Here is a 21,536-nt window from a genome sequence, read left to right on the forward strand (position 1 = left end):
ACCGGGCCCAGGTCCCTCACCGGGCCCAGGCCCGGCAGGGCTCAGCCCCGGTCGGTGAAGGCGTCGACGCCCGTGCGCTCGGCGGACAGGGTCCACAGCCGGGCCGCCTGCTCCGGGTCGATCGCCCACTGCTTGACGCCGGTCCGCTCACCGTCGGCCGGGGCGGGCTCGGCGATGTCGCAGTCCTCCAGATAGACGCCGCCCATGCCGTCCAGCTGGGGCGAGGCCGCCGCCCACACCTGGGTCGCCGCGCCCTGCTGCGGGGTCTTGAAGGCGTCGGGGTCGATGGGTTCGCCGTGCTCGTCGAGCCAGCCGCGCTCGACCAGCTCCTGGGGGACCAGGTGGCGCTGGAGCGGGGTGACGATGGCCCCCGGGTGCAGGGCGAAGGCCCGGACCCCGCGATCGCGCGCGAGCCGGTCGAGATGGACGGCGAAGAGCGCGTTGGCGGTCTTGGCCTGTCCATAGGCGAGCCACTTGTCGTAGCTCTCCTGCCAGTCGATGTCGTCCCAGTGGATGCCGGACGCGTGATGGCCGCGCGAGGACACCGACACCACCCGCGCCCCACCCGGCTCGATGGCCGGCCACAGCCGGCTGACCAGGGCGAAGTGGCCGAGGTGGTTGGTCGCGAACTGCGCCTCCCAGCCGGGACCCACCCGGGTCTCCGGGGTCGCCATGATCCCCGCGTTGCCGATCACCAGGTCGATGGTCCGTCCGGAGGCCAGGAACCGCTCCGCGAAGCCGCGCACACTCTCCAGGTCGCCCAGATCCAGCTCGTCGACCTCGACGCCGTCCAGCCCCGCCAGGGCCGCTCGCGCCGGGTCCGGTCTCCGGGCCGGTACGACGACCCGGGCGCCGGCCCGGACCAAGGAACGCGTGGTCTCCAGACCCAGACCCGAGTAGCCGCCCGTGACGACGGCGAGCCTCCCCGTCAGATCGATGCCCCGGAGAACCTCGTCGGCGGTGGTACGGGCACCGAAGCCCGACCCGATCCTGTGCTGTGCAGTGGTCATGACCGAACGCTACGGACTGGAGCGCACTCGAAGTCAACACAAGCCCCCGGAGCAGGGAAAGCGAGCAGGGAACGCGAGCACGGAAAGCGAGCAGGAAAAGCCCCGACCGTGACGGGGGAACCACGGTCGGGGCGGCTCAGAGGTGGGCGCGCGTGGCGGTCGCCTCCCGGCGCGGGGCTCCACAGGGCTTCAGCCGAACGATCGTCCCTGTGGGCGAAATGATGAGGCCCGGGGTCACTGTCCCACGCACACCCACAGTCGCTTCAACGGAGAACCACCCCTGACTGTTCCCGCCCCCCGATCCCGCCCTCCGGTGAGCTGCGTCACCGTACCCCGGCGGGTACCCGCCCCTCCCGCGTCCAGGCCAGCAGTTCCTCCCGCGACCAGGTGGTGACCACCCGTTCGGCGGGCACCTCGCACTCCTCCGCCCGCGCGCACCCCAGGAGCTGCCAGTCCAGCTGGCCCGGCGCGTGGGCGTCGGTGTCGATGGAGAACAGCGTGCCCGCCGCCACGGCCCGGCGCAGCAGCGGCCGGGGCGGGTCGAGCCGCTCGGGCCGGCTGTTGATCTCCACGGCCGTCCCGGTCTCGGCACACGCGGCGAACACCTCGTCCGCGTCGAACTGCGACGGCGGCCGGGGCCGCCCGCCGTCCCGCCCGATCAGCAGCCGCCCGGTGCAGTGCCCGAGGACGTCGGACCGCGGATCGCGTACGGCGGCCACCATCCGCCGGGTCATCGCGCGGGCGTCCATCCGCAGCTTGGAGTGGACCGACACCACGACCACGTCGAGCCGCTCCAGCAGCTCGGGTTCCTGGTCCAGCGAGCCGTCCTCGTTGATGTCGCACTCGATGCCGGTGAGCAGCCGGAAGGGCGCCCAGGTCGCGTTCAGGGCGTCGATCACATCGAGCTGTTCACGCAGCCGCCCGGGGCTGAGCCCGCGCGCCACGGTCAGTCGCGGAGAGTGATCGGTCAGCGCCGCCCACTCATGGCCCAGCGCGGCGGCCGTCCGCCCCATCTCCTCGATCGGGCTGCCGCCGTCCGACCAGTCGGAGTGCAGATGGCAGTCGCCGCGCAGCAGCGCCCGCAGCTCCCGGCCCCGCTCGGGACGCGGCTCGGCCGCCGCCTCGTCCTCCAGTTTCGCCAGATAGCCCGGGACCTGCCCGGCGAGCGCCTCCTGGGCCACCTGGGCGGTCTTCGGTCCGACACCCTTGAGTCTCTCCAGCGTCCCGGCCTCCGCCCGCCGCCGTACCTCGTCCGGACCCAGGCCGGTGAGCACCCGGGCGGCGGTACGGAAGGCACGGACCCGGTAGGCGGGCGCCAGCGACCGCTCCAGCAGGAAGGCGATCCGCTCCAGGGCCTCGACGGGATCCATCGCCACCTCCTGCCCCCAGGGTTCCGCACCACGGGGAGCGGCGCACGGCGGAGGGGGAGGGGAGCGGAGGGGAGGGGGAGGGTGAGCCTACGGGAGGAAGAGCGGGGCGTGCCCGGATCAGGCCCGACCGGGGGTACCGATCGGGCCCGATCGACAGATCGTTCCGGCCGAATGCGCTCTACGCTCTAGACATGACCGAAGTAGACAGTCCGCGCATTTCCCAACCGCGGATCCTGGTGCTCGGAGTGCAGCCGGGCACCCCGCCGTTCCGCATCGTGGAGATCGACGGTGAGGTGGTCGGTGCGGCGAAGACCGTCATCGACGTGCTCGAAGTGGCCGCCGACTGGGGCATCACCATCCGGGACCTGGACGACCCGGACGTGGTCCGCTGGGTCGGCGGTGACAAGTTCACCTGGACGACACGCCGGACCTGAGGCTCACCCGACGGTCCACTTCTGGGCGGCGGTGCCGTTGCAGGTCCACAGCTGGAGCCGGGTGCCGTTGGCGGAGTTGGCTCCGGTCACATCCATGCACTTGTTGGCCTGGATGTTCACGATGTCCTGTGCGCCGCTGACCGTCCATCTCTGGGCGCCGGAGCCATTGCAGTCCCACAGCTGGAGCTGCGTGCCGTCGGCGGTCCCGCCCCCGGTGGCGTCCAGGCACTTGCCGAGCGCCCGGATGGTGCCGTCCGACCCCACGGTCCAGCGCTGCGCGGTGCTGCCGTTGCAGTCGTAGAGCTGTACGGGGGTGCCGTTCGCGGAGTTGGCGGCCGCCACGTCGGCGCACTTGCCGGCCAGGCCCCGCAGCGCCGAGCCGGTGCCGGAGTCGCTGGTCGTCACCGACACATGGTCCACCACGAGCTGCTGCGGGAAGACCGTCGAGCCGTCCGGGTCGCCCGGCCAGTAGCCGCCCACCGCGAGGTTCAGGATCAGGAAGAACGGCTTGTTGAACACCCACGGGTTGCCGCCGAGATCGGCCGGGGTGCGCCGCTGGTAGACGGTGCCGTCCACGGACCAGGTGATCGCGTCGGGCGCCCAGTCGACGGCGAAGGTGTGGAAGCCGTCCGCGAACGCCTGGCCGCCGGGCAGCGAGTAGGCCGCGCCGATGCCGCCGGCGCCGGAGTAGCCGGGGCCGTGGAGCGTGCCGTGGACGGTGGAGGGCTCGAAGCCGACGTTCTCCATGATGTCGATCTCGCCCGAGTTGGGCCAGCCGACCTGGCCCAGGTCGTTGCCGAGCATCCAGAACGCGGGCCACATGCCCTGTCCGCGCGGCACCTTGAGGCGGGCCTCGACGTGTCCGTACTGGGCGGTGAACTTCCCGGCGGTGTTCAGCCGGGCCGAGGTGTACTCGCACTGGCCGTACCAGCACTGGTAGTTGTTCGGGTTCTCGCGGCGGGCGGTGATCACCAGCTGGCCCTGGCCGTTGAGGGCCGCGTTGGCGTTGCCCGCCGTGTAGTACTGGCGCTCATGGTTGTTGACGTTGTCGCCGGTCTCGATCTGCCAGTTCGCACCGTTGACGGCGGCGCCGGCCGGCCCGTCGAAGGTGTCGGAGAAGACCACGGCCTGGGCTCCGATCGGAGCCTCGGCCTCGGCCTGGGCCTGTGCGGGGGTGGTGGCGACGGCGGCCGAACCGACCATGACGGCGGACAGCGCGGCGAGCAGACATCTGCGGAGCAGTCGTGGAGTGGCCACGGCTCTCCCTTCCGTGGGCAGCCCGATGGGGCGGGCATGCCCACCGATGTGGGGGATAGAGAGGTCGCCCTTGATTTAAGTAATGAGAAAAGGGACCGTCAAGACTCTGGTCCGGACCAGCGTTCGCACCTCACTGTCCGCGCCCCGGGGTGTGAACGGCCCGGCCCAGTCGCCGGCCGAGCAGCAGATAACCGGCCAGCGCCCCCGCGCTGTTGAGCATCACGTCGTCGATGTCGAAGGCCCGCCCGGTGATCATCGATCCCTGCACCAGCTCCACCAGCAGCATCACGGTGGCGGTGAGCAGCAGGACGCGCAGCATCCCGCGTGCCTTCGGCGCCACCACCGGCACCAGCACCCCGAACGGAACGCCGAGCAGCAGATTGCCGCCGATCTGCCGGGCCGCGTCCCGCAGTTCGGGCTGGTCCAGATAGGCCATGAGGGAACGGCCGGGGCGCAGATTGGTGTGGGTGAGCGTCTCCGAGGCGGGGGAGGGCTGAAGGGTGAGCCGGGCGAGCACCACCGCGAAGCCCACCATCAACACGAACGCGCAGGCGACGGTGAGCAGCCGCAGCAGCAGCCGGAGATACCGCCGCGCCGAGCGCCCGGCACCACGGGCGGGCGTGCGCTCGGCATCACGGGCGGGGGCGGGCGTGCGCTCGGCGGCGCCGGACGCCTTCTGTCCCGTACCGCCGGGTGACGGTTTCGCCTTCTCGGCGCGGGCGCGGGCGCGGGCGCGGGTGCGCTGCGGGAGCCGGAGACGTGCGGCTGCACGGGACATGAGGGTTCCTCCAGTCGTCGACTGCCTGGCGCCGGGCGTACGGCAGTCGTCGACTGCCTGGCACCGGGCGTACGGCGGTTCAGTCGCCGTACGTCACGCGTACCGCCTCGAAGCCGAGTGAGCGCAGCAGCCCTTGCAGCATCGCGGTGGTGTTGTCCTCGGCGCGGGCGGTGAGCCCGCTCTCCTTCGCCGCGTCGCCGATGTGCTGCACGGCGAGCTGCTGCACGGCCTGTTCGCTGTTCGGGTTGTCGGAGAAGAGGTCGCCGAGGCGGTCGAGGAGCCCGCGCTCCTTGGAGACGGCGTAGGAGCGGTCGGGGTCGAGGGCCGGGGTGCCGAGCGCGGCGTGCGGCAGCCGGAGCGTGGCCGACGTGCGGTCCGCATCGACCGTGACGTCGTCCTCGCCGACCTCGCCGAGGTCGACATAGGCGTCGACGGTGCCCGCGCCGACGTACAGCGTGCGGGTGCCGCGGATGGCGTCGGGCAGCAGCTTGGCGTCCTGCTCCAGGTCCACCACGACCTGGAAGTTGCCGGAGGCGGCGTCGTAGCGGCTCATGTCCTGGATGGACTGGAGCAGGGCAGGGCCGGAGCGGTCCTGGGTCTCGGTGCCGAACACATCCTTGAGTCCGGGCACACTCAGCCGGAGCCCGGCGAACAGCACGGCGAGCACCAGCACCACGACGCTCGCCACCTTGGCCCAGCCGGGCATCCGGCCGGGGAGGCGCCTGAGGGAAGTCGACATGTCGATGACCCTCCTTCCTCCCTTCCGGATGCCCACACAAGTCCCCCGGCATACCGGCGGGTTGACGCCTCGGGCGCTTTGCCGCCGAACGGGCGGTACGGGAGGGGCCGGTTGCCGGGCGTGGAGGCGAAGGCGGGGAGAACCGGGCGAGGCGGGTCAGATGGAGCCGGACGCGGCGCCGGGACGTTCCAGCGCCGCCTCCAGGGTCGGCCGGGGCGGCAGCAGCCGGGACAGGCCGGTCACCCGCAGCACGCGCAGGGTCAGCGGGTGGACGCAGACCAGCTGGAGCCGGCCATCACGGTCCAGGACCCGGGAGCGGGCCCGGTACAGCAGCCGCAGCCCCGAGCAGTCGAAGAACTCCACCCGCGTCAGGTCGAGGACGATGAGCGAGCCGGGGCGCGCGGTGACGGCGTCCAGGTGCGGGGCGATCTCCGCCGCCGCCGCGATGTCGATCTCGCCCCGGAACTCCACGACGGTGTGGCCGCGCACCCGGTGGACGAGCAGATGCCGGGTGAGCGGCGCGGGGTCCTGCTGCACGACGACATCGCCTCCTACCTGCTGAACCCGCGGGGCTCGGCCCAACACCGTTCTTTGCCCTGCAAGTTACCCTCGTTAGGAGGAATTTCAGCATGTTCGATTGACATATGTCGCCGAATTGAGAGCGAGTTCTCTGCTCTTGGGGGTGAACTCCGCGCTCCCGGAGGTGAAGTCGCCCGGTGCCGAGCGCCGCGCGGGCCGGGCGGGAGACGCTCACGCCCCACCGCGCGCCGGAGCGCGCCCGCCCGCCGCCGGCCGGTCGCACCGCACCCGCCGCGGCCGTACGGAACAGGCCCGGGCGACGACCGTGCCGAGCGCCACGGCACCCGGATCGTCCCCCTGGCCCCTTCGGCAACCGCCGTGCCACCACGCGCACGCGCCACGCCCCTCCCGGCTGACGGCACAAAGAGGCCCCGCCGCGACGGGGGAACGCGGCGGGGCCTGACACTGGACTGCCCGGTGGACACAGATTTATGCGCGCCCGGCGCGGAGAGTTCGCTTCCGCTCCCCGGGCCGCCCCACCCGCATCATCCGTCGACCGGCTCCACCACGAACAGCGGAAGCACCCGGTCCGTCTTCAGCTGGTAGTCGGCGTACGGCGGATACGCGGCGACCGCACGCTCCCACCACTGCTCGCGCTCCGCGCCGGACAGCTCACGGGCGACCATGTCCCGCTTCCTGGGCCCGTCCTGAAGCTCGACCCGTGGCTCGGCCTTCAGGTTGTGGTACCAGACCGGGTGCTGGGGGGCGCCGCCCAGCGAGGCGACCACGACATAGGTCCCGTCGTGCTCCACCCGCATCAACGGCGTCTTGCGGATCTTGCCGCTCTTGGCGCCCAGACTGGTGAGGATCACCACCGGCAGATCACCGCCGGGCTGGTGGTTGCCCTCGGCCCCGCCGGTGCGCTCGTACAGCGCGACCTGGTCCTCCACCCACTTCTGCGGACTCGGCTCGTACTCGCCTTCCAGAGGCATGACTTTCCGTCCCTTCCCGCCGCCGTGCGGCTTTCCGGCGGCGCACCTTGTCGCTCCAACACCGGCCCGCGCCCGATTCATCCGGCGCCCGGGGCCGTTCCGGCCGACCGCCATTACCCCGGACGTCATCGACCGCCCGAGGCCCGTCCGGCACAGTGGTGACCACCTCGATCCGATCAACCTCGATCAACATCGCACGACGACAGGGGAGGGGCCATGACCATGGCCAGCGACACGACCACCCGCACCGTGGTGGCGGAACTGCTGCGCCGGATCGGCACCGGCGACCCGGAGCACATCGCCGAGCTGTACGCCGAGACGTCCGACTGGCGGCTGAGCTGGCCCGAGGACGAGCACTGCCGCGCCGACACCCCCTGGATCCGCGAGCGCCGCTCCCGCGCCGACGCCGCCGCCCACTTCCGCGAGCTGGCCGCCCACCATGTGCCCGAAGCGGTCGACACCCGGGTCGAGCGGATCCTGGTGGACGGCGCCGACGCCGTGGTCCTCGGCGAGATCCGCCAGACCGCCGCCGCCACCGGCCGCGCCTACCGCGCCCGGTTCGCCCTCCACCTGACCGTCGAGGACGGCAAGGTCGTACGCCACCATGTGTACGAGGACAGCCTCGCCGTCGCCCGAGCCTTCACCCCGGACGACCCCCACTGAGCCCTGCCGGGCCACTTCACCAGACACGTCGGCGTCGGTACGGTCGCCCTGCCCAGTCCAGCCCTGCCCTGCCCTGCCCAGCCCAGTCCAGCCCAGCCCAGCGCTGCCTCGCCCAGTCCAGCCCTGCCTCGCCGAGCGACACCGGGCCCCGCCGAGCTGCACCGGCCCCGCCGATCCACGCCGATCCGCCCGCCATCCCGGCGCCAGCACCATCCGCACCGCCAGTGCCAACGTCACCCCGCTCGACAGCAGCGCGGACACCAGCCGGCCCCGGTGACCGGCCGACGCCCGGCCCATCAAGGCCCAGCCCAGCCCGCCCCGCCGCTCGCGAGCAGCAGTTGCCGGCTCGCGAAGGCGGCGAACGCGCCGACCCCGACCCGGCACCGGTACCGCCCCCCCCGAGCGCACCCCACACCCCACCCCCACCCCCGACACGCGATCCAGGCCGCCCGCCCCCACCCCCCCACTGCCCACCTCCCACCCCCCTACCCCCCAAGCACCCCCACCTCGACCTCCCCCAACCGCCCCGGATCCGCGATCACCTCGTACGACGCGATGCGCTCCCCCGTCACCACCACCCGGAGCACGGACAGCAGCCGGCCGCCCGGGGCCACGACGATGCCGACCGTGCCGTCGATCAGGGCGACCGCCCCGGACCGGGCCCGTTCCCGCAGCAGCACCGTGCCCTCCGCGACCGCGCGGGCGCCGCGCAGCTCCACCGGCATGCCGGGCGGCAGCGCGGCCGGGTCGGCGCGGCGCACCACCTCGGGCGCGAGCACCGCGAGCAGCGCGGCCGTGTCACCGCCCCGCGCGGCGGCGAGGAACGCCTCGACGACCCGCCGGTGCCGGTCGAGTTCCGCGCCGGGCACCCCGGAGGTGCCCCGTACCTTGTGCCGGGCCCGGCTGGCCAGCTTCTTCGCGGCCGGCAGCGAGCGGTCCACGATCGGGGCGATGTCCTCGAACGGCACCGCGAACAGATCGTGCAGCACGAACGCCACCCGCTCGGCCGGGTTCAGCCGCGCCAGCACCACCAGCAGCGCCAGCCCCACCGAGTCCGCCAGCACCGCCTCCTCCTCGGGCACGTTCCCGCCGCCCCCGCCGGGCTCCGGGGCGGGCGTCCCGTACGGCTCCTCGCGCCGGGCGGCCCGCGCCCGCAGCATGTCCAGGCACACCCTGGACACGACCGTCGTCAGCCAGCCCGCCAGATTGCCGATCCCCTCGGCGCCGGTCCGGCTCAGCCGCAGCCACGCCTCCTGGACCGCGTCGTCCGCCTCGTCCGGCGAGCCCAGCATCCGGTACGCGACCGCCCGCAGCCGCCCGCGCTGCTCCTCGAACCGCCGCGCCAGCTCACCGGCTCCGCCGCCCTGGTCGTCGTACATCGGTCACCTTTCCCTGTCGTGCCCCGTCACCCCTGTGACGAGCCCACGACCATCGAGGTGACCACAGATGACCACGACCCTGCTGCACATCGACGCCAGTGCCGACACGCCCGCCGACTCCGTGAGCCGGCAGCTCACCGGGCGGTTCGTGGCCGCCTGGCGGGCCCGGCACGGTGACCGGGTCCGCCACCGTGACCTGGCGGCCGATCCGGTGCCGCCGCTGACCGCCGCCTACACCACGCTCGGCCGCCGCGTCGAGCGCGAGGGCCTCGTCCCGCCGGACAAGGTGCCCGCGCTGATCGCGAACCCGGCCGAGGAGCGCGAGTGGGCCCGCACCCGCCCCCTGATCGACGAACTCCGGGCGGCGCGGACGCTGCTGCTCGGCGTCCCGATGTACAACTTCTCGGTGCCCGCCGCCCTGAAGGCGTGGATCGACCGGATCACCTTCCCCGGCGCGTTCACCGACCCCGACTCCGGCGAGAGCCTGCTGGCCGGGACCCGGGTGGTGGCCGTGCTGGCCCGGGGCGGCGCCTACGGCCCCGGCACCCCGCGCGAGGGTTACGACTTCCAGACGCCGTACCTGCGTGCCTACTTCGGCCATCTCGGCGTCACGGACCTGCGTGTCGTGGCCGCCGAACTGACCCGCGTCGACGTCATACCGCAGCTGGCCGGGCTCGAAGAGCTGGCCGCCCGCTCGCTCGCCCGGGCGCGGGAGGCGGTCACGGCGCTGGCCTGACCTCAGCCCAGCAGCAGCCGGGCCGCCTCCCGGGCGCGGGCGGCCGGCCCGGTGCCGCCCTCGATGCCCGCAGTGACCATCGCGCCCTCCGCCAGCAGGAACAGCGGCCACACCAGCGCGGGGGGCCGCCCGGCACCGGCCACCAGATCGGCGAGCCGGCCGCGGAACGCCTCCTTGTGCGCCCGCACCCGCTCGGCCACCCCGGCGGAGGTCGCCCCCAGCTCCCCGTACGCGTTGATCCACGCGCACCCCCGGAAGCCCTCCTCGGCGAACCAGATCTCCAGCCAGTCGTAGACCGCGAGGATCCGCTCGTCCGGGTCCTCGCGGCGCTCGACGTACTCCGCGAGCCGCCCGTGCCAGCGCGTGTCACGCCGGTCCAGATACGCCTCGACCAGCAGCTCCTTCGACGGGAACAGCTGATAGAGCCGCTTGAGCGAGAGCCCCGAGGCCGACCGCACGGCGTCCATCCCGACGGCCCGCACCCCCCGCCCGTAGAACAGCTCCTCGGCGGCGTCCAGCGCCCGTTCCCGCACGGCGGCTGCGCCGTCCATCGACATCGACTGCCCCTCCTTGACCTGGAGAACGACCGTTCTCTACGGTAGCGGACGAGCGGAGAACGCACGTTCTCTCACCTTCGAGGAGCAGCCATGGACCGCCCGCCCCTGCCGCCCTTCACCCGCGAGACCGCCGCCCGGAAGGTCCAGGCCGCCGAGGACGCCTGGAACACCCGCGACCCGCACAGAGTCGCCCTCGCCTACTCCGAGCACTCCGTCTGGCGCAACCGCGACATCTTTCTCACCGGCCGCGCCGAGATCACCGCGTTCCTCACCGCCAAATGGGCGCGCGAGATCGACTACGCGCTGCGCAAGGACCTGTGGGCCTTCGACGGCGACCGCATCGCCGTGCGCTTCCAGTACGAGTGCCGGGACGCCGACGGTCGCTGGTGGCGCTCGTACGGTAACGAGCTGTGGGAGTTCGACACGCACGGCCTGATGACCCGCCGCGAGGCCAGCATCAACGACGTCCCCATCGAGCAGCACGACCGCCGCATCCACGGCCCCCGCCCGGAAGCGGAACGCGGGGCGTCCTTCCCGGTCCAGTAGGTGCCCACGTTCACGAGTTCCGGGCGAGAAGCCCTTCCGCTACGTCGTCGTCTGTGCCGCCGGGATCGCGGCGGACGTCGGTGAGCTGATCGCCGCCGCGCAGGAACGCGGCTGGGAGGCCGGGGTCATCGCCACGCCCGTGGCCATGACGGTCGGCTTCTTCGACACCGCCGCCGTCGAGGAGCGCACCGGCCGCCCGATCCGCTCCGCCTGGCGCAGCCCGGGCGATCCCCGCCCGTCCCGCCGCCCAACGCGTGGCCACCCTGCGCGAGGCGTACGGCCCCGGACCCGGACCCGGAAGGCCGCCGCCCGGCGTTCGGGTGGGCGCTCGCCCTCGACCTGCTCGAACGCCGGGGCCCTTCCTGAGCGCAGCGGGTCCGTCTCAGTGCGGGCCCCGGGGCGTGAACTCCGTCCCGCACGGGCCCGCCCCCTCGCTCGGCGGGAGCGGGACCCGTTCGCCGCGCAGGGTCAGGGTGCGGTAGTAGGCGCCGATGCGCCGCGTGGAGCGGCCCACGTAGTGGCCGATGAAGGAGCGGCGGAAGCGGTCGGCGGTGCGGTTCGGCTGGGAGCCGTGCACCAGGCTGCCGTTGAAGAACAGGACATCACCCGGTGCCATGTCGACCGGTACCGGCGTCAGACCGGGCGGCGGCGGCACGTACTCCCGCGCGAAGGACAGCTCCTCGTCCGCCGTCTCCGGACAGAACAGGTCCATCCGGTGGGTGCCCGGCACCACCTGGAGGCCGCCGTTGTCCTGGTCGATGACATCACAGGCCACCCACGCCGCCACACAGGTGCCCGGCTCGACCCGCAGATAGAAGTTGTCCTGGTGCAGCGCCTGCCCCCGGGCGCCCGGCGGCTTGAAGTAGAACATGCTCTGCGCGGCCAGCACCTCCTCGCCCACCAGCACCTCCAGCACGGTCCGCAACCGGGCGTCCAGCAGCATGTCCCGCGCGCGGGCGTTGATCTCGTGCGGCTGCATCACCCGCGGATACTCGGCCAGCGGATCGCCCGGCGCCCCCCGCCCCGGCTCGAAGTGCCCCGGCACCGGACCGGCCGCGCGCAGCGCCGCGAACTCCTCGCACAGCCGATCGACCTCGGCGTACCCGAACAGACCCCGTACCACCAGGAAGCCGTCCTGGAAGCTGGCCAGCTCGGTTTGGGTCAGGATGGAAGGGCCGGCGGTGTCGGCGGTGCCGTTGTCCGTGGCTGTCATGCTGCGCTCCCTCGGTCCGGCGTCCCTGCACACGTCACGCTAGGTCGGCGGACCGTACGGGAGGATGTCCATGAGCGCTGACGAATTGTCCGTGGCTGCCGCCCCGGGCAATCCCTCCCCGCCGCCCGGCCTGGTGGTGGCCGGGCACTACGACCAGGGCCCCGGCTACACCGTCAGCCGGCCCGGCGGCGCCGACAGCTGGCTGTTCACCTGGACGACCGGCGGGCGCGGCCGGCTGCGCCAGGGCGGCACCGAGGTACGCACCGGCCCCGGCGAGCTGGTGGCGCTCGCGCCGGGCGTCCGGCAGCTCTACAGCGTGGCCCCGCGCGCCCGCCACTGGCGGTTCTGGTGGGCGCACTGCCGCGCCCGCGCGTCCTGGCTGGGCTGGCTGCGCCCCTACGAGGCCGGGGACGGCGTCTATCTCGTGGCGCCGGTCGCGGCCGCACTGCACGGCCGGGTGGAGTCGGCGTTCCTGCGGCTGCTCGCCGACGCCCGCTGGAGCGGCGACCCCTCCGCCACGCCCCGGCCACCCGGCGCCCTCGCGCCACCCGGCGGCCCGCGACCGCACTGCGGTGAGACGGTCGCCGTCGCGCACGGCGCCCTGACCACCGAGCTGGCCCTGGGCGCGCTGGAGGAAGCGGTCCTGCTCGCCACCGGCACCGCCCGCGCCGCCCCCACCGCACCCGGCATCGACGTACGGCTGCTGCGCGCGCAGGCCGTCATCGCCGCCGACCCCGGCGCCGCGCACACCGTCGCCTCCCTGGCCGCCGCCGTCGCCCTCTCGCCCTCCCGGTTCGCCCACCTCTTCGCCCAGCAGCTCGGCGAGTCCCCGATGCGGGCCCTGCGCGAGACCCGGCTCCAGTACGCGGCCCGGCTGCTGGAGAGCAGCGATCTGCCCGTCGAACGGGTCGCCGTGACCTCGGGCTTCGCCAGCCCCTTCCACTTCAACCGGGTCTTCCACCGCCGCTACGGCGTCCCCCCGGGCGCGTACCGGGCCGCCCACCGGCCGCACCGCTGAACACCCCGCAAACACCTCGCAAGCACCCCCGCAAACGCCCCGGACTTCTGCGGCAGCCGAAAACGATTGACGTCGAATTCCCATGTCGACATAGCGCTGATTTCTTGTCGGTACCGGAGCCGGTGAACGGCACTTGTGCATAGGGACCGCCCCCGATGAATTGACGCGGGATCAAATAGGTTCCCGCGCCCGGTAATTCCGGGTCTCGGGAAGGTTCGGGAAGGTGAAGACGTCTCTTGTTCCGTCTGGTGCCCTGTGCGAAAGTGTGCGCAGTTGGTGCGCGGACTCTGCGTTCGCCGCATGTCCTTTTGAGAGGAATGCAGCCGTGCTCGACGCAGGTTCGTCGAATTCCCCGGACCCCGTTCCCCATCCCGTCGGCGAACTGCTCGACCGGCACTGGACAGCGGCCTTCGCCTACGCGCGTCTGTGCACCGATGGTTCCCGGGCCGCCGGAATACTCACCACGGCCGCGTTCACCAGGCTCTTCGGCCAATTGCCGGTGCACGGCGGCCCGTCACCGTTGTGGCGCCAGCGACTCCTGATCACCGTACGCCGCATAGCGGCGGAATGGGGCACCGACGGCAGACGCGCGATGCTCGCCCCCGAACTGCGCGGCGACACCGACCGGCGCGGGCCGGTCCCCCTGCCGCCGTCCACCGAACGACGGCTGATCGCGGTGGCGTTCCAGCGCCTCCCCGAGGCGGCCCGCTGTCTGCTCTGGCACACCGAGGTCGAGTCCGACCCGCTGTCGGTCCCGGCCGCCCTGCTCGACCTGGACGAGGCGGGCGCGGACAGGGAACTGCGCCGGACCAGGGAACGCCTGCGCGCCGAATGCGTCCAGGCCCACCACGAACTCGCGCCCTCCCCGCGCTGCGGCCACTTCAGCCGGATGCTCGACGTCACCTGCCGGCGCGGCGGCACCGGGATCGACCCCGACCTCGGCACCCACCTCGACGCCTGTCCGCACTGCCGGAACGCCGCCGACCAGCTCCGCCGGTTCGACACCGACCTCGGCGTCCTCCTCGCCGAGGCGGTCCTGGGCTGGGGCGCCCGGCCCTACGTCGCCGCCCGTGCCGCCCACCCGAGCGCCACCGGGCAGGCCCACGCCGCCGACCTCCCGCCCCGCCCGGCGGACACCGCCCTCGGCGCCATGCCCGCCCCCCGGCACGCGCCCGCCGCCGAGTCCCTCGCGGCCGTCCCGACCGCGATCCCCGCCCCGCGCCCCCCGGCGCCCCGGGTCGCCGCCCGCCGCGCCGCCGCCCGGCGCCGCAACCGGGCCGCCGCGCTCCTCACCGTCAGCGCGCTCGTCGCCCTCCCGCTCGGCCTGTGGGCCGCGAACGGCTCCGGCGAGGGCACCCCCGTCGCCACCGGGACCCCCGACACCGACCCGGCCGAACCCTCCGACGACCCGTCCGGCTTCGAGAACGCCTCCGCACCCGAGAGCGATGTCCGCGGCCGGCTCCACAACGTCGCCTCCGGGCTCTGCCTCACCGCCGCGGACGGCCAGGTCGCCAAGGACGCCGGGACCGAACTCGCCCCCTGCGGCGACGACCTGGCCCAGCAGTGGTCGTACGAGACCGACGGACTGCTGCGCAGCGCCGCCGACCCCGGCCTGTGCGTGGACTCCCGCATCGGGCACGCCGTACGGCTCGCCGCCTGCACCGACGCCAAGGCCGTCCGCTACGACTTCAGCCGCCAGGGCGCCCTGATCCCGCGCTGGGACCAGGACCTCGCGCTCGCCCCCGCCGCCACGGACGGCTCGGGCACGCTCATGGTCAAACTGCGCGACGGCGGCCAGGCCCAGCGCTGGGTCTTCGACACCTCCGGCCCCGATCTGCGGATGGCGGCCGTCAACTGGGACACGGTCGGCGGCCTGGACCGCCCACTCGGGACCACCCCCACGCCCACCAACACCCCCACACCGAAGCCGACCCCCACGCCCGCCCGTACCACCACCCCACCCCCGGCCACCCCACCGGCGACCACCCCGCCCCCGAGCGCCCAGCCCTCCACCGCGTACCCCTGCTACCCGTACCACTACTGCGACGGATCCGACGACGACCATGACGGGGGCGGCGGGGACGGCGGAGGCGGCGGGGGCGACGGCGGGGGCCGGGGCGGACGCTGAGCGTCACCACCCACGCCGGAGCACCCCGGGCACCGGGCTCGGCTCAGGGCTCGTCGAGGAGGGCCAGTTCCGCCCAGATCGTCTTGCCCTCGGGGGTGTGGCGGCTGCCCCAGCGCTGGGTGAGCTGGGCGACCAGGAGCAGGCCGCGGCCGCCCTCGTCCCAGGTACGGGCGCGGCGCAGGTGCGGGGCGGTGTGGCTGGTGTCGGACACCTCGCAGATCAGGGTGTCCGTGTCATGGATGAGCCGGAGCCGGATCGGGTGCGAGCCGTAGCGGATGGCGTTGGTGACCAGTTCGCTCACCACCAGTTCGGTGGTGAAGGACGCCTGCTCCAGGTCCCAGGTGCCCAGTTGCCGCACGACCTGCTTGCGGATCGGGGCGACCAGCGCGGGGTCGGCCGGGATGTCCCAGGTGGCGACCCGGGCCGGGGCCAGGCCCCGGGTGCGGGCCAGCAGCAGCGCCACGTCGTCGTAGGAGCCGCCCGGCGGCAGCAGGGTGTGCAGGACGTGGTCGCAGATCTCGTCCAGCGAACCGCCGGTGTCGGCGAGCGCCCGGCGCAGCAGCCGCAGCCCCTCCGCGTGGGGGCGGCCCTTGGACTCCAGCAGCCCGTCCGTGTAGAACGCCAGCACGCTGCCCTCGGCGAGATACAGCTCCGCGTTCTCGAACGGCAGCCCGTTCACCCCGAGCGCCGGACCCTCCGGCACTTCCACCTCCTTGGGCTCCCCGCCGGGCGGCATCAGCAGCGGCGCCGGATGCCCCGCGCTGGCCATGGTGCAGCGCCGCGACACCGGGTCGTACACCGCGTACAGACAACTGGCCCCCACCTCACCCGGGTTGGCGGCCTCACCGGCCGACTCCTCCGACAGCCGCAGCACCAGATCGTCGAGGTGGGTGAGCAGCTCGTCGGGCGCGAGATCGATGTCGGCGAGGGTGCGTACGGCGGTGCGCAGCCGGCCCATCGTGGCCGACGCGCTGATGCCCCGCCCGATCACATCCCCGACCACCATGGCGACCCGCAGCCCGGACAGCGGGATGACGTCGAACCAGTCACCGCCGACCCCGGCCCGCGCGGCCGGCAGATAGCGGGAGGCCGCGTCGACGGCGGCCGTGCGGGGCAGGTTGCGCGGCAGCAGACTGCGCTGGAGGGCCAGGGCGGTGTGCCGCTCGCGCGCGTAGCGGCGGGCGTTGTCCAGACAGACCGCGGCCCGCGCGGTCAGATCCTCGGCGAGCAGGACATCGTCCTCGGTGAACGGGTCGGGGCGTCGAAAACGGGTGAAGACGGCCACGCCGAGAGTGATGCCCCGGGCCCGGACCGGCACCGACATCGTGGCGTGCACCCCGATCCGCCGCACGCGCTCGCTGCGCAGCACGGCGGTGGCCAGCCAGGGATCCAGATCGCCCGCCGCGACGGAGGCGATGACCGTGTGACCGGCCGTCAGCGAGGAGGCGTGCGGGGAGGCCGCCGGATAGCGGTCGATCTCGCCCGGCTTGACCGTGGCCTCGGGGGTGCCCGGGGTGATCGAGCGGTGGGCGGCGCGGCGCAGATCGAGCGGGGCGGTCAGCCGGAGCGGGGGCTCACCGCCGTAGTCCTCCGGGTCCAGCAGATCGACGCTGACGAAATCGGCGAGCACGGGGACACAGAAGTCCGCCAGCTCCTGCGCCGTGCGGGTGAGGTCGAGGGTGGAGCCGATCCGTACGCTCGCCTCGTTGAGGAGTTGCAGACGGTCGCGGGTGAAGTGGTTCTCGGTGACGTCGTGCGCCGCCAGGCACACGCCCCGCACCCGGCCCCGGGCGTCGGTGACCGGCGCGATGCGGGTGAGCCAGGCCCGCGCCCGGTCGGTGCCGCCGGCGGGCATCCACATCTCGACGTCCAGGGCCTCGCCGGTGGTGAGTGCCTCGTGCAGCCTCCGCTCCAGGTCCTCGGCCTCCGGCGTGCCGCCGACCTCGGCGGGCCGCAGGCCCCGGATGTGCTCGGCGGGCAGGCCGATGATCTTGGCCATGGCGTCGTTGAGGTTGCGCAGCCGCAGCTGCTCGTCGCAGATGGCGACGGCACAGGGCGACTGGGTGAGCACGGCCGTGTCCAGCGGGTCGTCCGGGTCACGGGGCCCGGTGTCCGCCAGGGGCGTGACCACCAGATACTCGACGGCGCCGCCCTCCTGGGGCCGTCGGCGGTGGGCGAGCAGCCACACCGGGAGCGTACGGCCGTCGCGGTGGCGCAAAGTGAGCGTTCCATGCCAGCGCGCGGTCTTCGGGGCCGGGGGAGGGCCGTCGAGCAGCGCCGCGGCCGGACGGCCCACGACCTCGGCGGCGGTCCAGCCCAGCAGCCTGCGGGCCCCTTCGTTCCACTCCACCAGATCGCCGTGGGCGTCGATGACAGCCCGCGCCGTCGCGGCATCGTCGAACGGATTGTCCGGGCTCATCGGCGCCACTCCTACACGCACACTCACGGTGAACAGGTGCGTCACTTGAGTTCCAGCGTAGTGCGTTCCGTCGCATCCCGAGCGGCAAGCTACAAGGCCCGCCGACCGGAATTCCCCGGCAGGTCAAGGAGGGGAACCGGCCGATCCGGTGTACGAGGCACGGCCGTACACCGGAAACCGGCCCGATCCAAAATGACGTACCGTCAAAATCTGTCTTTTCGCGCTCAGTTACGGACCCGAATTCCGCTCGGCGAACCCCCCTCGCCGTCGGCCGGGTGTCCGGTCTCCTGCCCCGCATCGTGCCCGGAGCCGACCGCGGAGCCGACAGCGGAGTCGACCGCGGAGCCGATTCCCGGGCCGTCTCCGGGGCCGTGTCCGGGGCCGCCGTCCCCGGCCCGTTCGTGCGCGGTCAGGGTGTGGCGCCGGGCCGGGTCGAGCGGCTCGTGGACCTCGACGTACTCGCCGTGCGGCAGCCGTACGATCCGGCCGGTCTCCCGCCCGTGCGTCACCAGCTCCCGGTCGCGCAGCCGCAGGCCCAGACAGATCCGGCGGGTGATCACGAAGACCGCCGCCGGGACGGCGAGGATGCCGATCCGCACCGCCCAGGTCACCGTGTTGATGGACAGATGCAGCTGGGTCGCCACGATGTCGTTGCCGCCGCCCGCCAGCAGCACCAGATAGAGGCTGATCCAGGCCGCGCCGATCGCCGTGCGCACCGGCCGGTCGCGCGGCCGGTCCAGCAGATGGTGTTCGCGCCGGTCCCCGGTGACCCTGGCCTCGATGAACGGATACACCCCGATGAAGACCAGCAGCAGCGGGAAGACCACCACCGGGATCAGCACCCCGAGGACGAGTGTGTGCCCCCAGAGGTTGACCTCCCATCCCGGCATCACCCGGACGAGCCCCTCGGCGAAGCCCAGATACCAGTCGGGCTGGGCGCCCGTGGAGACCTGATCGGCGCGGAACGGTCCATAACTCCACACCGGGTTCACCGTCGCCACCGCCGCGATCACCGTCAGCACCCCGAACACCAGGAAGAAGAACCCGCCCGCCTTCGCCAGATAGACCGGCATGAACGGCGCGCCCATCACATTGCGTTCGCTGCGGCCGGGGCCCGGGAACTGGGTGTGCTTGTGATGGACGACCAGCAGGATGTGCGCCACCACCAGCGCCGCCATGATCCCGGGCACCACCAGGACGTGCAGCGAGTAGAAGCGCCCCACGATGTCGTCGCCCGGGAACTCCCCGCCGAACAGGAAGAACGTCAGATACGTCCCCACGATCGGCACCGACAGCAGCGCGCCCGCCACGAACCGCAGGCCCGTGCCCGACAGCAGATCGTCGGGGAGCGAATAGCCGAACAGCCCCTCGAACATCCCGAGGAACAGCAGCAGCCAGCCGAACAGCCAGTTCACCTCGCGCGGCTTGCGGAACGAGCCGGTGAAGAAGTGCCGCATCATGTGCGTCAGCATCGCCGCGACGAAGATCAGCGCGGCCCAGTGATGCAACTGCCGGATCAGCAGACCGCCGCGCACCTCGAAGGAGATGTCCAGCGTGGAGGCGTACGCCTCGGACATCCGCACCCCGTTCAGCGGCACATAACTGCCGTCGTACACCACCTCGTTCATCGACGGATGGAAGAAGAAGGTGAGCCATACGCCCGTGAGGATCAGCACCACGAAGCTGTAGAGACAGATCTCGCCGAGCAGGAACGACCAGTGGTCGGGGAAGACCTTGCGCAGATACCGCCTGCCCAGCGTGTGGACGCCGAGCCGCCCGTCGAACCAGTCGGCCACCCGCTCGCCCCGGGCGGGATCGGCGGTGCCGGGTACAGATGGGTCGGACATTACGTATCCCTCCGCAGCGGTGCGCTCGCTCCTCACTGGGAGGGATCCGGGGTGCCGGAATGTGACATGGAGCCGGAGTGTGTGACCCAGGTCTCATCGAGTGCCCCCGGGTGCCCAGTGGACCGCCCCCTCCCGGTACCGTCTCGCAGGCGCTGTGACCTGGCGATATTTACGGTTGAGTACCCCGGCGGTACCGTTGGGGCATGCCAGCTCTCAACGTGGAGTTCAGTGACCGCGAACTGGAGGATCTCCGGCAGATCGCCAAGGAGCGCGGTACGTCGATGAAGGCGCTCGTGCGCGAGGCCGCCGCTGCCGACATAGCGCGGCATCGGGCGTTGCAGGAGGGGGCGGAGGCGTTCCGCCAGTTCTTCGCGTCCCACGCGGACGAATTCGCGGCGGCGTTCCCGGAGGACGAACCGTTCGCCAAGGGCGCGGGGAGGGTCGGCTGATCGATGACCGCCGTCCCTGTCATCCACATCGATGTCCCCTGGCTGCTCCAGCGGCATGAAGAGGTGCTGCCGGACCAGCCGACCGTCAACGACTTCTCCGCCCTGGTCGCCGCCGTCGCCAGGCATCGCGTCGATCCGCCCCGGCTCGGCGTGGACTCAGACCCGGCCTGGCGTGCCGCCGCCCTGCTGCACACCCTCGCCCTGCTCAAACCCCTCCCCGCCGCCAACGCCCGCTTCGCCTGCGCGACCGCCGTCGCCTACATGTTCGTCAGCGGCGTCGGCATGGACCCGCCCTACGGGGCCCTGGTGGACCTCGTACGGGACCTGATCGACAGCAAGACGGATGTGTACGGGGCGGCGGACCGGCTGCGGTCCTGGCAGATCTGACGGTCGTCTGTCGTCTGTCGTCTGTCGTCTGTCGTCTGTCGTCTGTCGTCTGTCGTCCGTCGTCCGTCAGCCGTCGTCCGTCCCCCGTCGTCCGTCCCCCGTCGACCGTCATCCGTCGACCGTCACAGGCCCCGGTACGGCAGCCCGTCGAGCAGTTCCTCCAGCGCGAGTTCGCCGGCGACGGTCTGGGCTCCGGCGTCCAGGGCCCGGCCCACCCGTTCGACGACGGCGTCCGGCGCGGGGTAGACCGCGGCGTGCGCGCGGGCCTCCTCGGCCAGGTCCGGTACGGGGCCACCGGCCTCGGCGGCGTCGACGGCCCGCTTGGCGGCCCCGGCGACGCCCGGCGGCAGCGCGGCGACGCGGTGGGCGAACGCGTCCACGAACGCGTCGAGCCGCTCCGGGGCGACGGCCCGGTTGATCCAGCCGTAGCGCTCGGCCAGGTCGGTGTCGAACAGCTCCGCGCCGAGGACGATCTCCAGCGCCCGCGCGCGTCCGACGAGCCGGGTCAGGTACTGGGTGCCACCGCCGCCCGGGAAGATGCCCATACGGGTCTCCGGCTGGCCGAGCCAGGTCGCGCCCCGGGCGGCGAAGCGCAGGTCGGCGGCCATGGCGAGTTCGGCGCCCCCGGCCCGCAGCCGCCCGCGCAGCTTGGCGACGGTGAGCTGCGGCAGGGCGCGGATGCGTTCGTGCAGCTGCTGGAGCGGGTTGAGGCGTGGGTCGCCCTCGGGGTCCGCGAGCGCCATGAGTTCCTCCGGCCGGGACATCCAGGTGAAGTCCGCGTGGGCCGAGAAGAACTCCGGGTTCGCCGACTCCAGGACCAGGACCCGCAGCCCGGGGTCGTTCCCGGCCGTGCGGGCCACCTGGAACAGGTCCTTCACCAGCGCCGCGTCGAGCGTGTTGACCGGGGGATTGTCCAGGGTGACGGTGGCGACCGGGCCGTCACGGGTGACGCGCAGTGCGGTGAAGCCGGTGTCGGTGAGCGTGCCGGTGGGTGTCTCGGTCCGTGGTGTTCCGGTCGGTGCCATGGGCTCCCTTTCGTCGGCGGGCCGTCGCCCGAGGTGTCTGCCGGAGGCGGCGGTGATCGCGCCTCGGGTT

The 21,536-nt window shown here is 72.9% G+C and carries 21 protein-coding genes and 1 pseudogene; 9 read left to right on the top strand and 13 right to left on the bottom strand.

What is annotated here, in order from left to right; genetic code table 11:
* Positions 1-41: 41 nt before the first annotated feature.
* On the bottom strand, positions 42-1,010 hold the full coding sequence (locus ACFRFC_RS33460; RefSeq protein WP_382692488.1) for an SDR family NAD(P)-dependent oxidoreductase: 969 nt from the start codon (positions 1,008-1,010) through the stop codon (positions 42-44).
* Positions 1,011-1,333: 323 nt separating this feature from the next.
* On the bottom strand, positions 1,334-2,380 hold the full coding sequence (locus tag ACFRFC_RS33465; protein WP_382692487.1) for a PHP domain-containing protein: 1,047 nt from the start codon (positions 2,378-2,380) through the stop codon (positions 1,334-1,336).
* Positions 2,381-2,571: 191 nt separating this feature from the next.
* Here ACFRFC_RS33465 and ACFRFC_RS33470 point away from each other — a divergent pair, with 191 nt between their 5' ends.
* Positions 2,572-2,814: a hypothetical protein gene (locus ACFRFC_RS33470; protein WP_382692486.1), complete on the top strand. Its 243-nt coding sequence runs from the start codon at positions 2,572-2,574 to the stop codon at positions 2,812-2,814.
* A gap of 3 nt (positions 2,815-2,817) precedes the next feature.
* Here ACFRFC_RS33470 and ACFRFC_RS33475 read toward each other — a convergent pair whose 3' ends face one another.
* The 5 genes from ACFRFC_RS33475 to ACFRFC_RS33495 all read right to left on the bottom strand — a co-directional run bounded on the left by ACFRFC_RS33475 (position 2,818) and on the right by ACFRFC_RS33495 (position 7,099).
* Positions 2,818-4,071: an RICIN domain-containing protein gene (locus ACFRFC_RS33475; protein ID WP_382692485.1), complete on the bottom strand. Its 1,254-nt coding sequence runs from the start codon at positions 4,069-4,071 to the stop codon at positions 2,818-2,820.
* Between the two features lie 130 nt (positions 4,072-4,201).
* Entirely contained in the window at positions 4,202-4,849 is a 648-nt protein-coding gene (locus ACFRFC_RS33480) for a VanZ family protein (protein ID WP_382692484.1), read from the bottom strand.
* A gap of 79 nt (positions 4,850-4,928) precedes the next feature.
* Complete coding sequence (locus ACFRFC_RS33485; protein ID WP_382692483.1) at positions 4,929-5,588, bottom strand: DUF4230 domain-containing protein; 660 nt, start codon at positions 5,586-5,588, stop codon at positions 4,929-4,931.
* A 156-nt stretch (positions 5,589-5,744) separates the two neighbouring features.
* Positions 5,745-6,125 carry an anti-sigma factor antagonist gene (locus tag ACFRFC_RS33490; RefSeq protein WP_382692482.1) on the bottom strand — a complete coding sequence of 127 codons (381 nt, stop codon included), beginning with the start codon at positions 6,123-6,125 and terminating at the stop codon, positions 5,745-5,747.
* 527 nt (positions 6,126-6,652) lie between these two features.
* On the bottom strand, positions 6,653-7,099 hold the full coding sequence (locus ACFRFC_RS33495; RefSeq protein ID WP_382692481.1) for a nitroreductase family deazaflavin-dependent oxidoreductase: 447 nt from the start codon (positions 7,097-7,099) through the stop codon (positions 6,653-6,655).
* A gap of 216 nt (positions 7,100-7,315) precedes the next feature.
* Here ACFRFC_RS33495 and ACFRFC_RS33500 point away from each other — a divergent pair, with 216 nt between their 5' ends.
* Complete coding sequence (locus tag ACFRFC_RS33500) at positions 7,316-7,762, top strand: nuclear transport factor 2 family protein (RefSeq protein ID WP_382692480.1); 447 nt, start codon at positions 7,316-7,318, stop codon at positions 7,760-7,762.
* A 485-nt stretch (positions 7,763-8,247) separates the two neighbouring features.
* On the opposite strand, the gene ACFRFC_RS33505 is transcribed toward ACFRFC_RS33500, so the two are convergent.
* A complete protein-coding gene (locus ACFRFC_RS33505; RefSeq protein WP_382692479.1) occupies positions 8,248-9,141 on the bottom strand; it encodes a sigma-70 family RNA polymerase sigma factor in 894 nt (297 codons plus the stop codon).
* Positions 9,142-9,208: 67 nt separating this feature from the next.
* Here ACFRFC_RS33505 and ACFRFC_RS33510 point away from each other — a divergent pair, with 67 nt between their 5' ends.
* Positions 9,209-9,877 (top strand): FMN-dependent NADH-azoreductase, encoded by a 669-nt coding sequence (locus tag ACFRFC_RS33510; RefSeq protein WP_382692478.1) that lies wholly within the window; start codon positions 9,209-9,211, stop codon positions 9,875-9,877.
* Positions 9,878-9,879: 2 nt separating this feature from the next.
* On the opposite strand, the gene ACFRFC_RS33515 is transcribed toward ACFRFC_RS33510, so the two are convergent.
* Positions 9,880-10,428 carry a TetR/AcrR family transcriptional regulator gene (locus ACFRFC_RS33515; RefSeq protein ID WP_382692544.1) on the bottom strand — a complete coding sequence of 183 codons (549 nt, stop codon included), beginning with the start codon at positions 10,426-10,428 and terminating at the stop codon, positions 9,880-9,882.
* 96 nt (positions 10,429-10,524) lie between these two features.
* Here ACFRFC_RS33515 and ACFRFC_RS33520 point away from each other — a divergent pair, with 96 nt between their 5' ends.
* Both ACFRFC_RS33520 and ACFRFC_RS33525 read left to right on the top strand, forming a co-directional pair.
* The gene (locus tag ACFRFC_RS33520; protein WP_382692477.1) at positions 10,525-10,980 is read left to right on the top strand and encodes a DUF1348 family protein; all 456 of its coding nucleotides are present in this window, start codon (positions 10,525-10,527) and stop codon (positions 10,978-10,980) included.
* Positions 10,981-11,044: 64 nt separating this feature from the next.
* A pseudogene (locus ACFRFC_RS33525) lies at positions 11,045-11,230 on the top strand (flavoprotein); the annotation flags it as partial.
* Positions 11,231-11,362: 132 nt separating this feature from the next.
* Here ACFRFC_RS33525 and ACFRFC_RS33530 read toward each other — a convergent pair.
* Positions 11,363-12,193, bottom strand: coding sequence for a phytanoyl-CoA dioxygenase family protein (locus ACFRFC_RS33530; RefSeq protein WP_382692476.1), 831 nt, complete (start codon positions 12,191-12,193; stop codon positions 11,363-11,365).
* 70 nt (positions 12,194-12,263) lie between these two features.
* Here ACFRFC_RS33530 and ACFRFC_RS33535 point away from each other — a divergent pair, with 70 nt between their 5' ends.
* A complete protein-coding gene (locus ACFRFC_RS33535; protein WP_382692475.1) occupies positions 12,264-13,211 on the top strand; it encodes a helix-turn-helix transcriptional regulator in 948 nt (315 codons plus the stop codon).
* Positions 13,212-13,536: 325 nt separating this feature from the next.
* A complete protein-coding gene (locus ACFRFC_RS33540) occupies positions 13,537-15,339 on the top strand; it encodes a ricin-type beta-trefoil lectin domain protein (RefSeq protein ID WP_383112678.1) in 1,803 nt (600 codons plus the stop codon).
* Positions 15,340-15,382: 43 nt separating this feature from the next.
* Here the strand turns inward: ACFRFC_RS33540 and ACFRFC_RS33545 are convergent, their stop codons facing one another.
* Both ACFRFC_RS33545 and ACFRFC_RS33550 read right to left on the bottom strand, forming a co-directional pair.
* Positions 15,383-17,758: a SpoIIE family protein phosphatase gene (locus ACFRFC_RS33545; RefSeq protein ID WP_382693719.1), complete on the bottom strand. Its 2,376-nt coding sequence runs from the start codon at positions 17,756-17,758 to the stop codon at positions 15,383-15,385.
* Positions 17,759-17,982: 224 nt separating this feature from the next.
* On the bottom strand, positions 17,983-19,605 hold the full coding sequence (locus tag ACFRFC_RS33550; protein WP_382693718.1) for a cytochrome bc complex cytochrome b subunit: 1,623 nt from the start codon (positions 19,603-19,605) through the stop codon (positions 17,983-17,985).
* A gap of 203 nt (positions 19,606-19,808) precedes the next feature.
* Here ACFRFC_RS33550 and ACFRFC_RS33555 point away from each other — a divergent pair, with 203 nt between their 5' ends.
* Together ACFRFC_RS33555 and ACFRFC_RS33560 are read left to right on the top strand one after the other, a co-directional pair.
* Entirely contained in the window at positions 19,809-20,054 is a 246-nt protein-coding gene (locus ACFRFC_RS33555; protein WP_382693716.1) for a hypothetical protein, read from the top strand.
* A 3-nt stretch (positions 20,055-20,057) separates the two neighbouring features.
* Entirely contained in the window at positions 20,058-20,441 is a 384-nt protein-coding gene (locus ACFRFC_RS33560; RefSeq protein ID WP_382693715.1) for a toxin Doc, read from the top strand.
* A gap of 122 nt (positions 20,442-20,563) precedes the next feature.
* Here the strand turns inward: ACFRFC_RS33560 and ACFRFC_RS33565 are convergent, their stop codons facing one another.
* Positions 20,564-21,466: an enoyl-CoA hydratase/isomerase family protein gene (locus ACFRFC_RS33565; RefSeq protein ID WP_382693713.1), complete on the bottom strand. Its 903-nt coding sequence runs from the start codon at positions 21,464-21,466 to the stop codon at positions 20,564-20,566.
* Positions 21,467-21,536: the final 70 nt, after the last annotated feature.

It is taken from the genome of Streptomyces sp. NPDC056734, from assembly GCF_042790455.1.
In the GTDB taxonomy this organism is placed as follows: Bacteria; Actinomycetota; Actinomycetes; order Streptomycetales; family Streptomycetaceae; genus Streptomyces.

Coding starts and splice junctions, on each gene's coding strand:
- ACFRFC_RS33460 (WP_382692488.1), bottom strand. CDS start 1,010: ATGACCACTGCACAGCACAGGATCGGGTCGGGCTTCGGTGCCCGTACC.
- ACFRFC_RS33465 (WP_382692487.1), bottom strand. CDS start 2,380: ATGGATCCCGTCGAGGCCCTGGAGCGGATCGCCTTCCTGCTGGAGCGG.
- ACFRFC_RS33470 (WP_382692486.1), top strand. CDS start 2,572: ATGACCGAAGTAGACAGTCCGCGCATTTCCCAACCGCGGATCCTGGTG.
- ACFRFC_RS33480 (WP_382692484.1), bottom strand. CDS start 4,849: ATGTCCCGTGCAGCCGCACGTCTCCGGCTCCCGCAGCGCACCCGCGCC.
- ACFRFC_RS33485 (WP_382692483.1), bottom strand. CDS start 5,588: ATGTCGACTTCCCTCAGGCGCCTCCCCGGCCGGATGCCCGGCTGGGCC.
- ACFRFC_RS33495 (WP_382692481.1), bottom strand. CDS start 7,099: ATGCCTCTGGAAGGCGAGTACGAGCCGAGTCCGCAGAAGTGGGTGGAG.
- ACFRFC_RS33500 (WP_382692480.1), top strand. CDS start 7,316: ATGACCATGGCCAGCGACACGACCACCCGCACCGTGGTGGCGGAACTG.
- ACFRFC_RS33505 (WP_382692479.1), bottom strand. CDS start 9,141: ATGTACGACGACCAGGGCGGCGGAGCCGGTGAGCTGGCGCGGCGGTTC.
- ACFRFC_RS33510 (WP_382692478.1), top strand. CDS start 9,209: ATGACCACGACCCTGCTGCACATCGACGCCAGTGCCGACACGCCCGCC.
- ACFRFC_RS33515 (WP_382692544.1), bottom strand. CDS start 10,428: ATGGACGGCGCAGCCGCCGTGCGGGAACGGGCGCTGGACGCCGCCGAG.
- ACFRFC_RS33520 (WP_382692477.1), top strand. CDS start 10,525: ATGGACCGCCCGCCCCTGCCGCCCTTCACCCGCGAGACCGCCGCCCGG.
- ACFRFC_RS33530 (WP_382692476.1), bottom strand. CDS start 12,193: ATGACAGCCACGGACAACGGCACCGCCGACACCGCCGGCCCTTCCATC.
- ACFRFC_RS33535 (WP_382692475.1), top strand. CDS start 12,264: ATGAGCGCTGACGAATTGTCCGTGGCTGCCGCCCCGGGCAATCCCTCC.
- ACFRFC_RS33545 (WP_382693719.1), bottom strand. CDS start 17,758: ATGAGCCCGGACAATCCGTTCGACGATGCCGCGACGGCGCGGGCTGTC.
- ACFRFC_RS33550 (WP_382693718.1), bottom strand. CDS start 19,605: ATGTCCGACCCATCTGTACCCGGCACCGCCGATCCCGCCCGGGGCGAG.
- ACFRFC_RS33555 (WP_382693716.1), top strand. CDS start 19,809: ATGCCAGCTCTCAACGTGGAGTTCAGTGACCGCGAACTGGAGGATCTC.
- ACFRFC_RS33560 (WP_382693715.1), top strand. CDS start 20,058: ATGACCGCCGTCCCTGTCATCCACATCGATGTCCCCTGGCTGCTCCAG.
- ACFRFC_RS33565 (WP_382693713.1), bottom strand. CDS start 21,466: ATGGCACCGACCGGAACACCACGGACCGAGACACCCACCGGCACGCTC.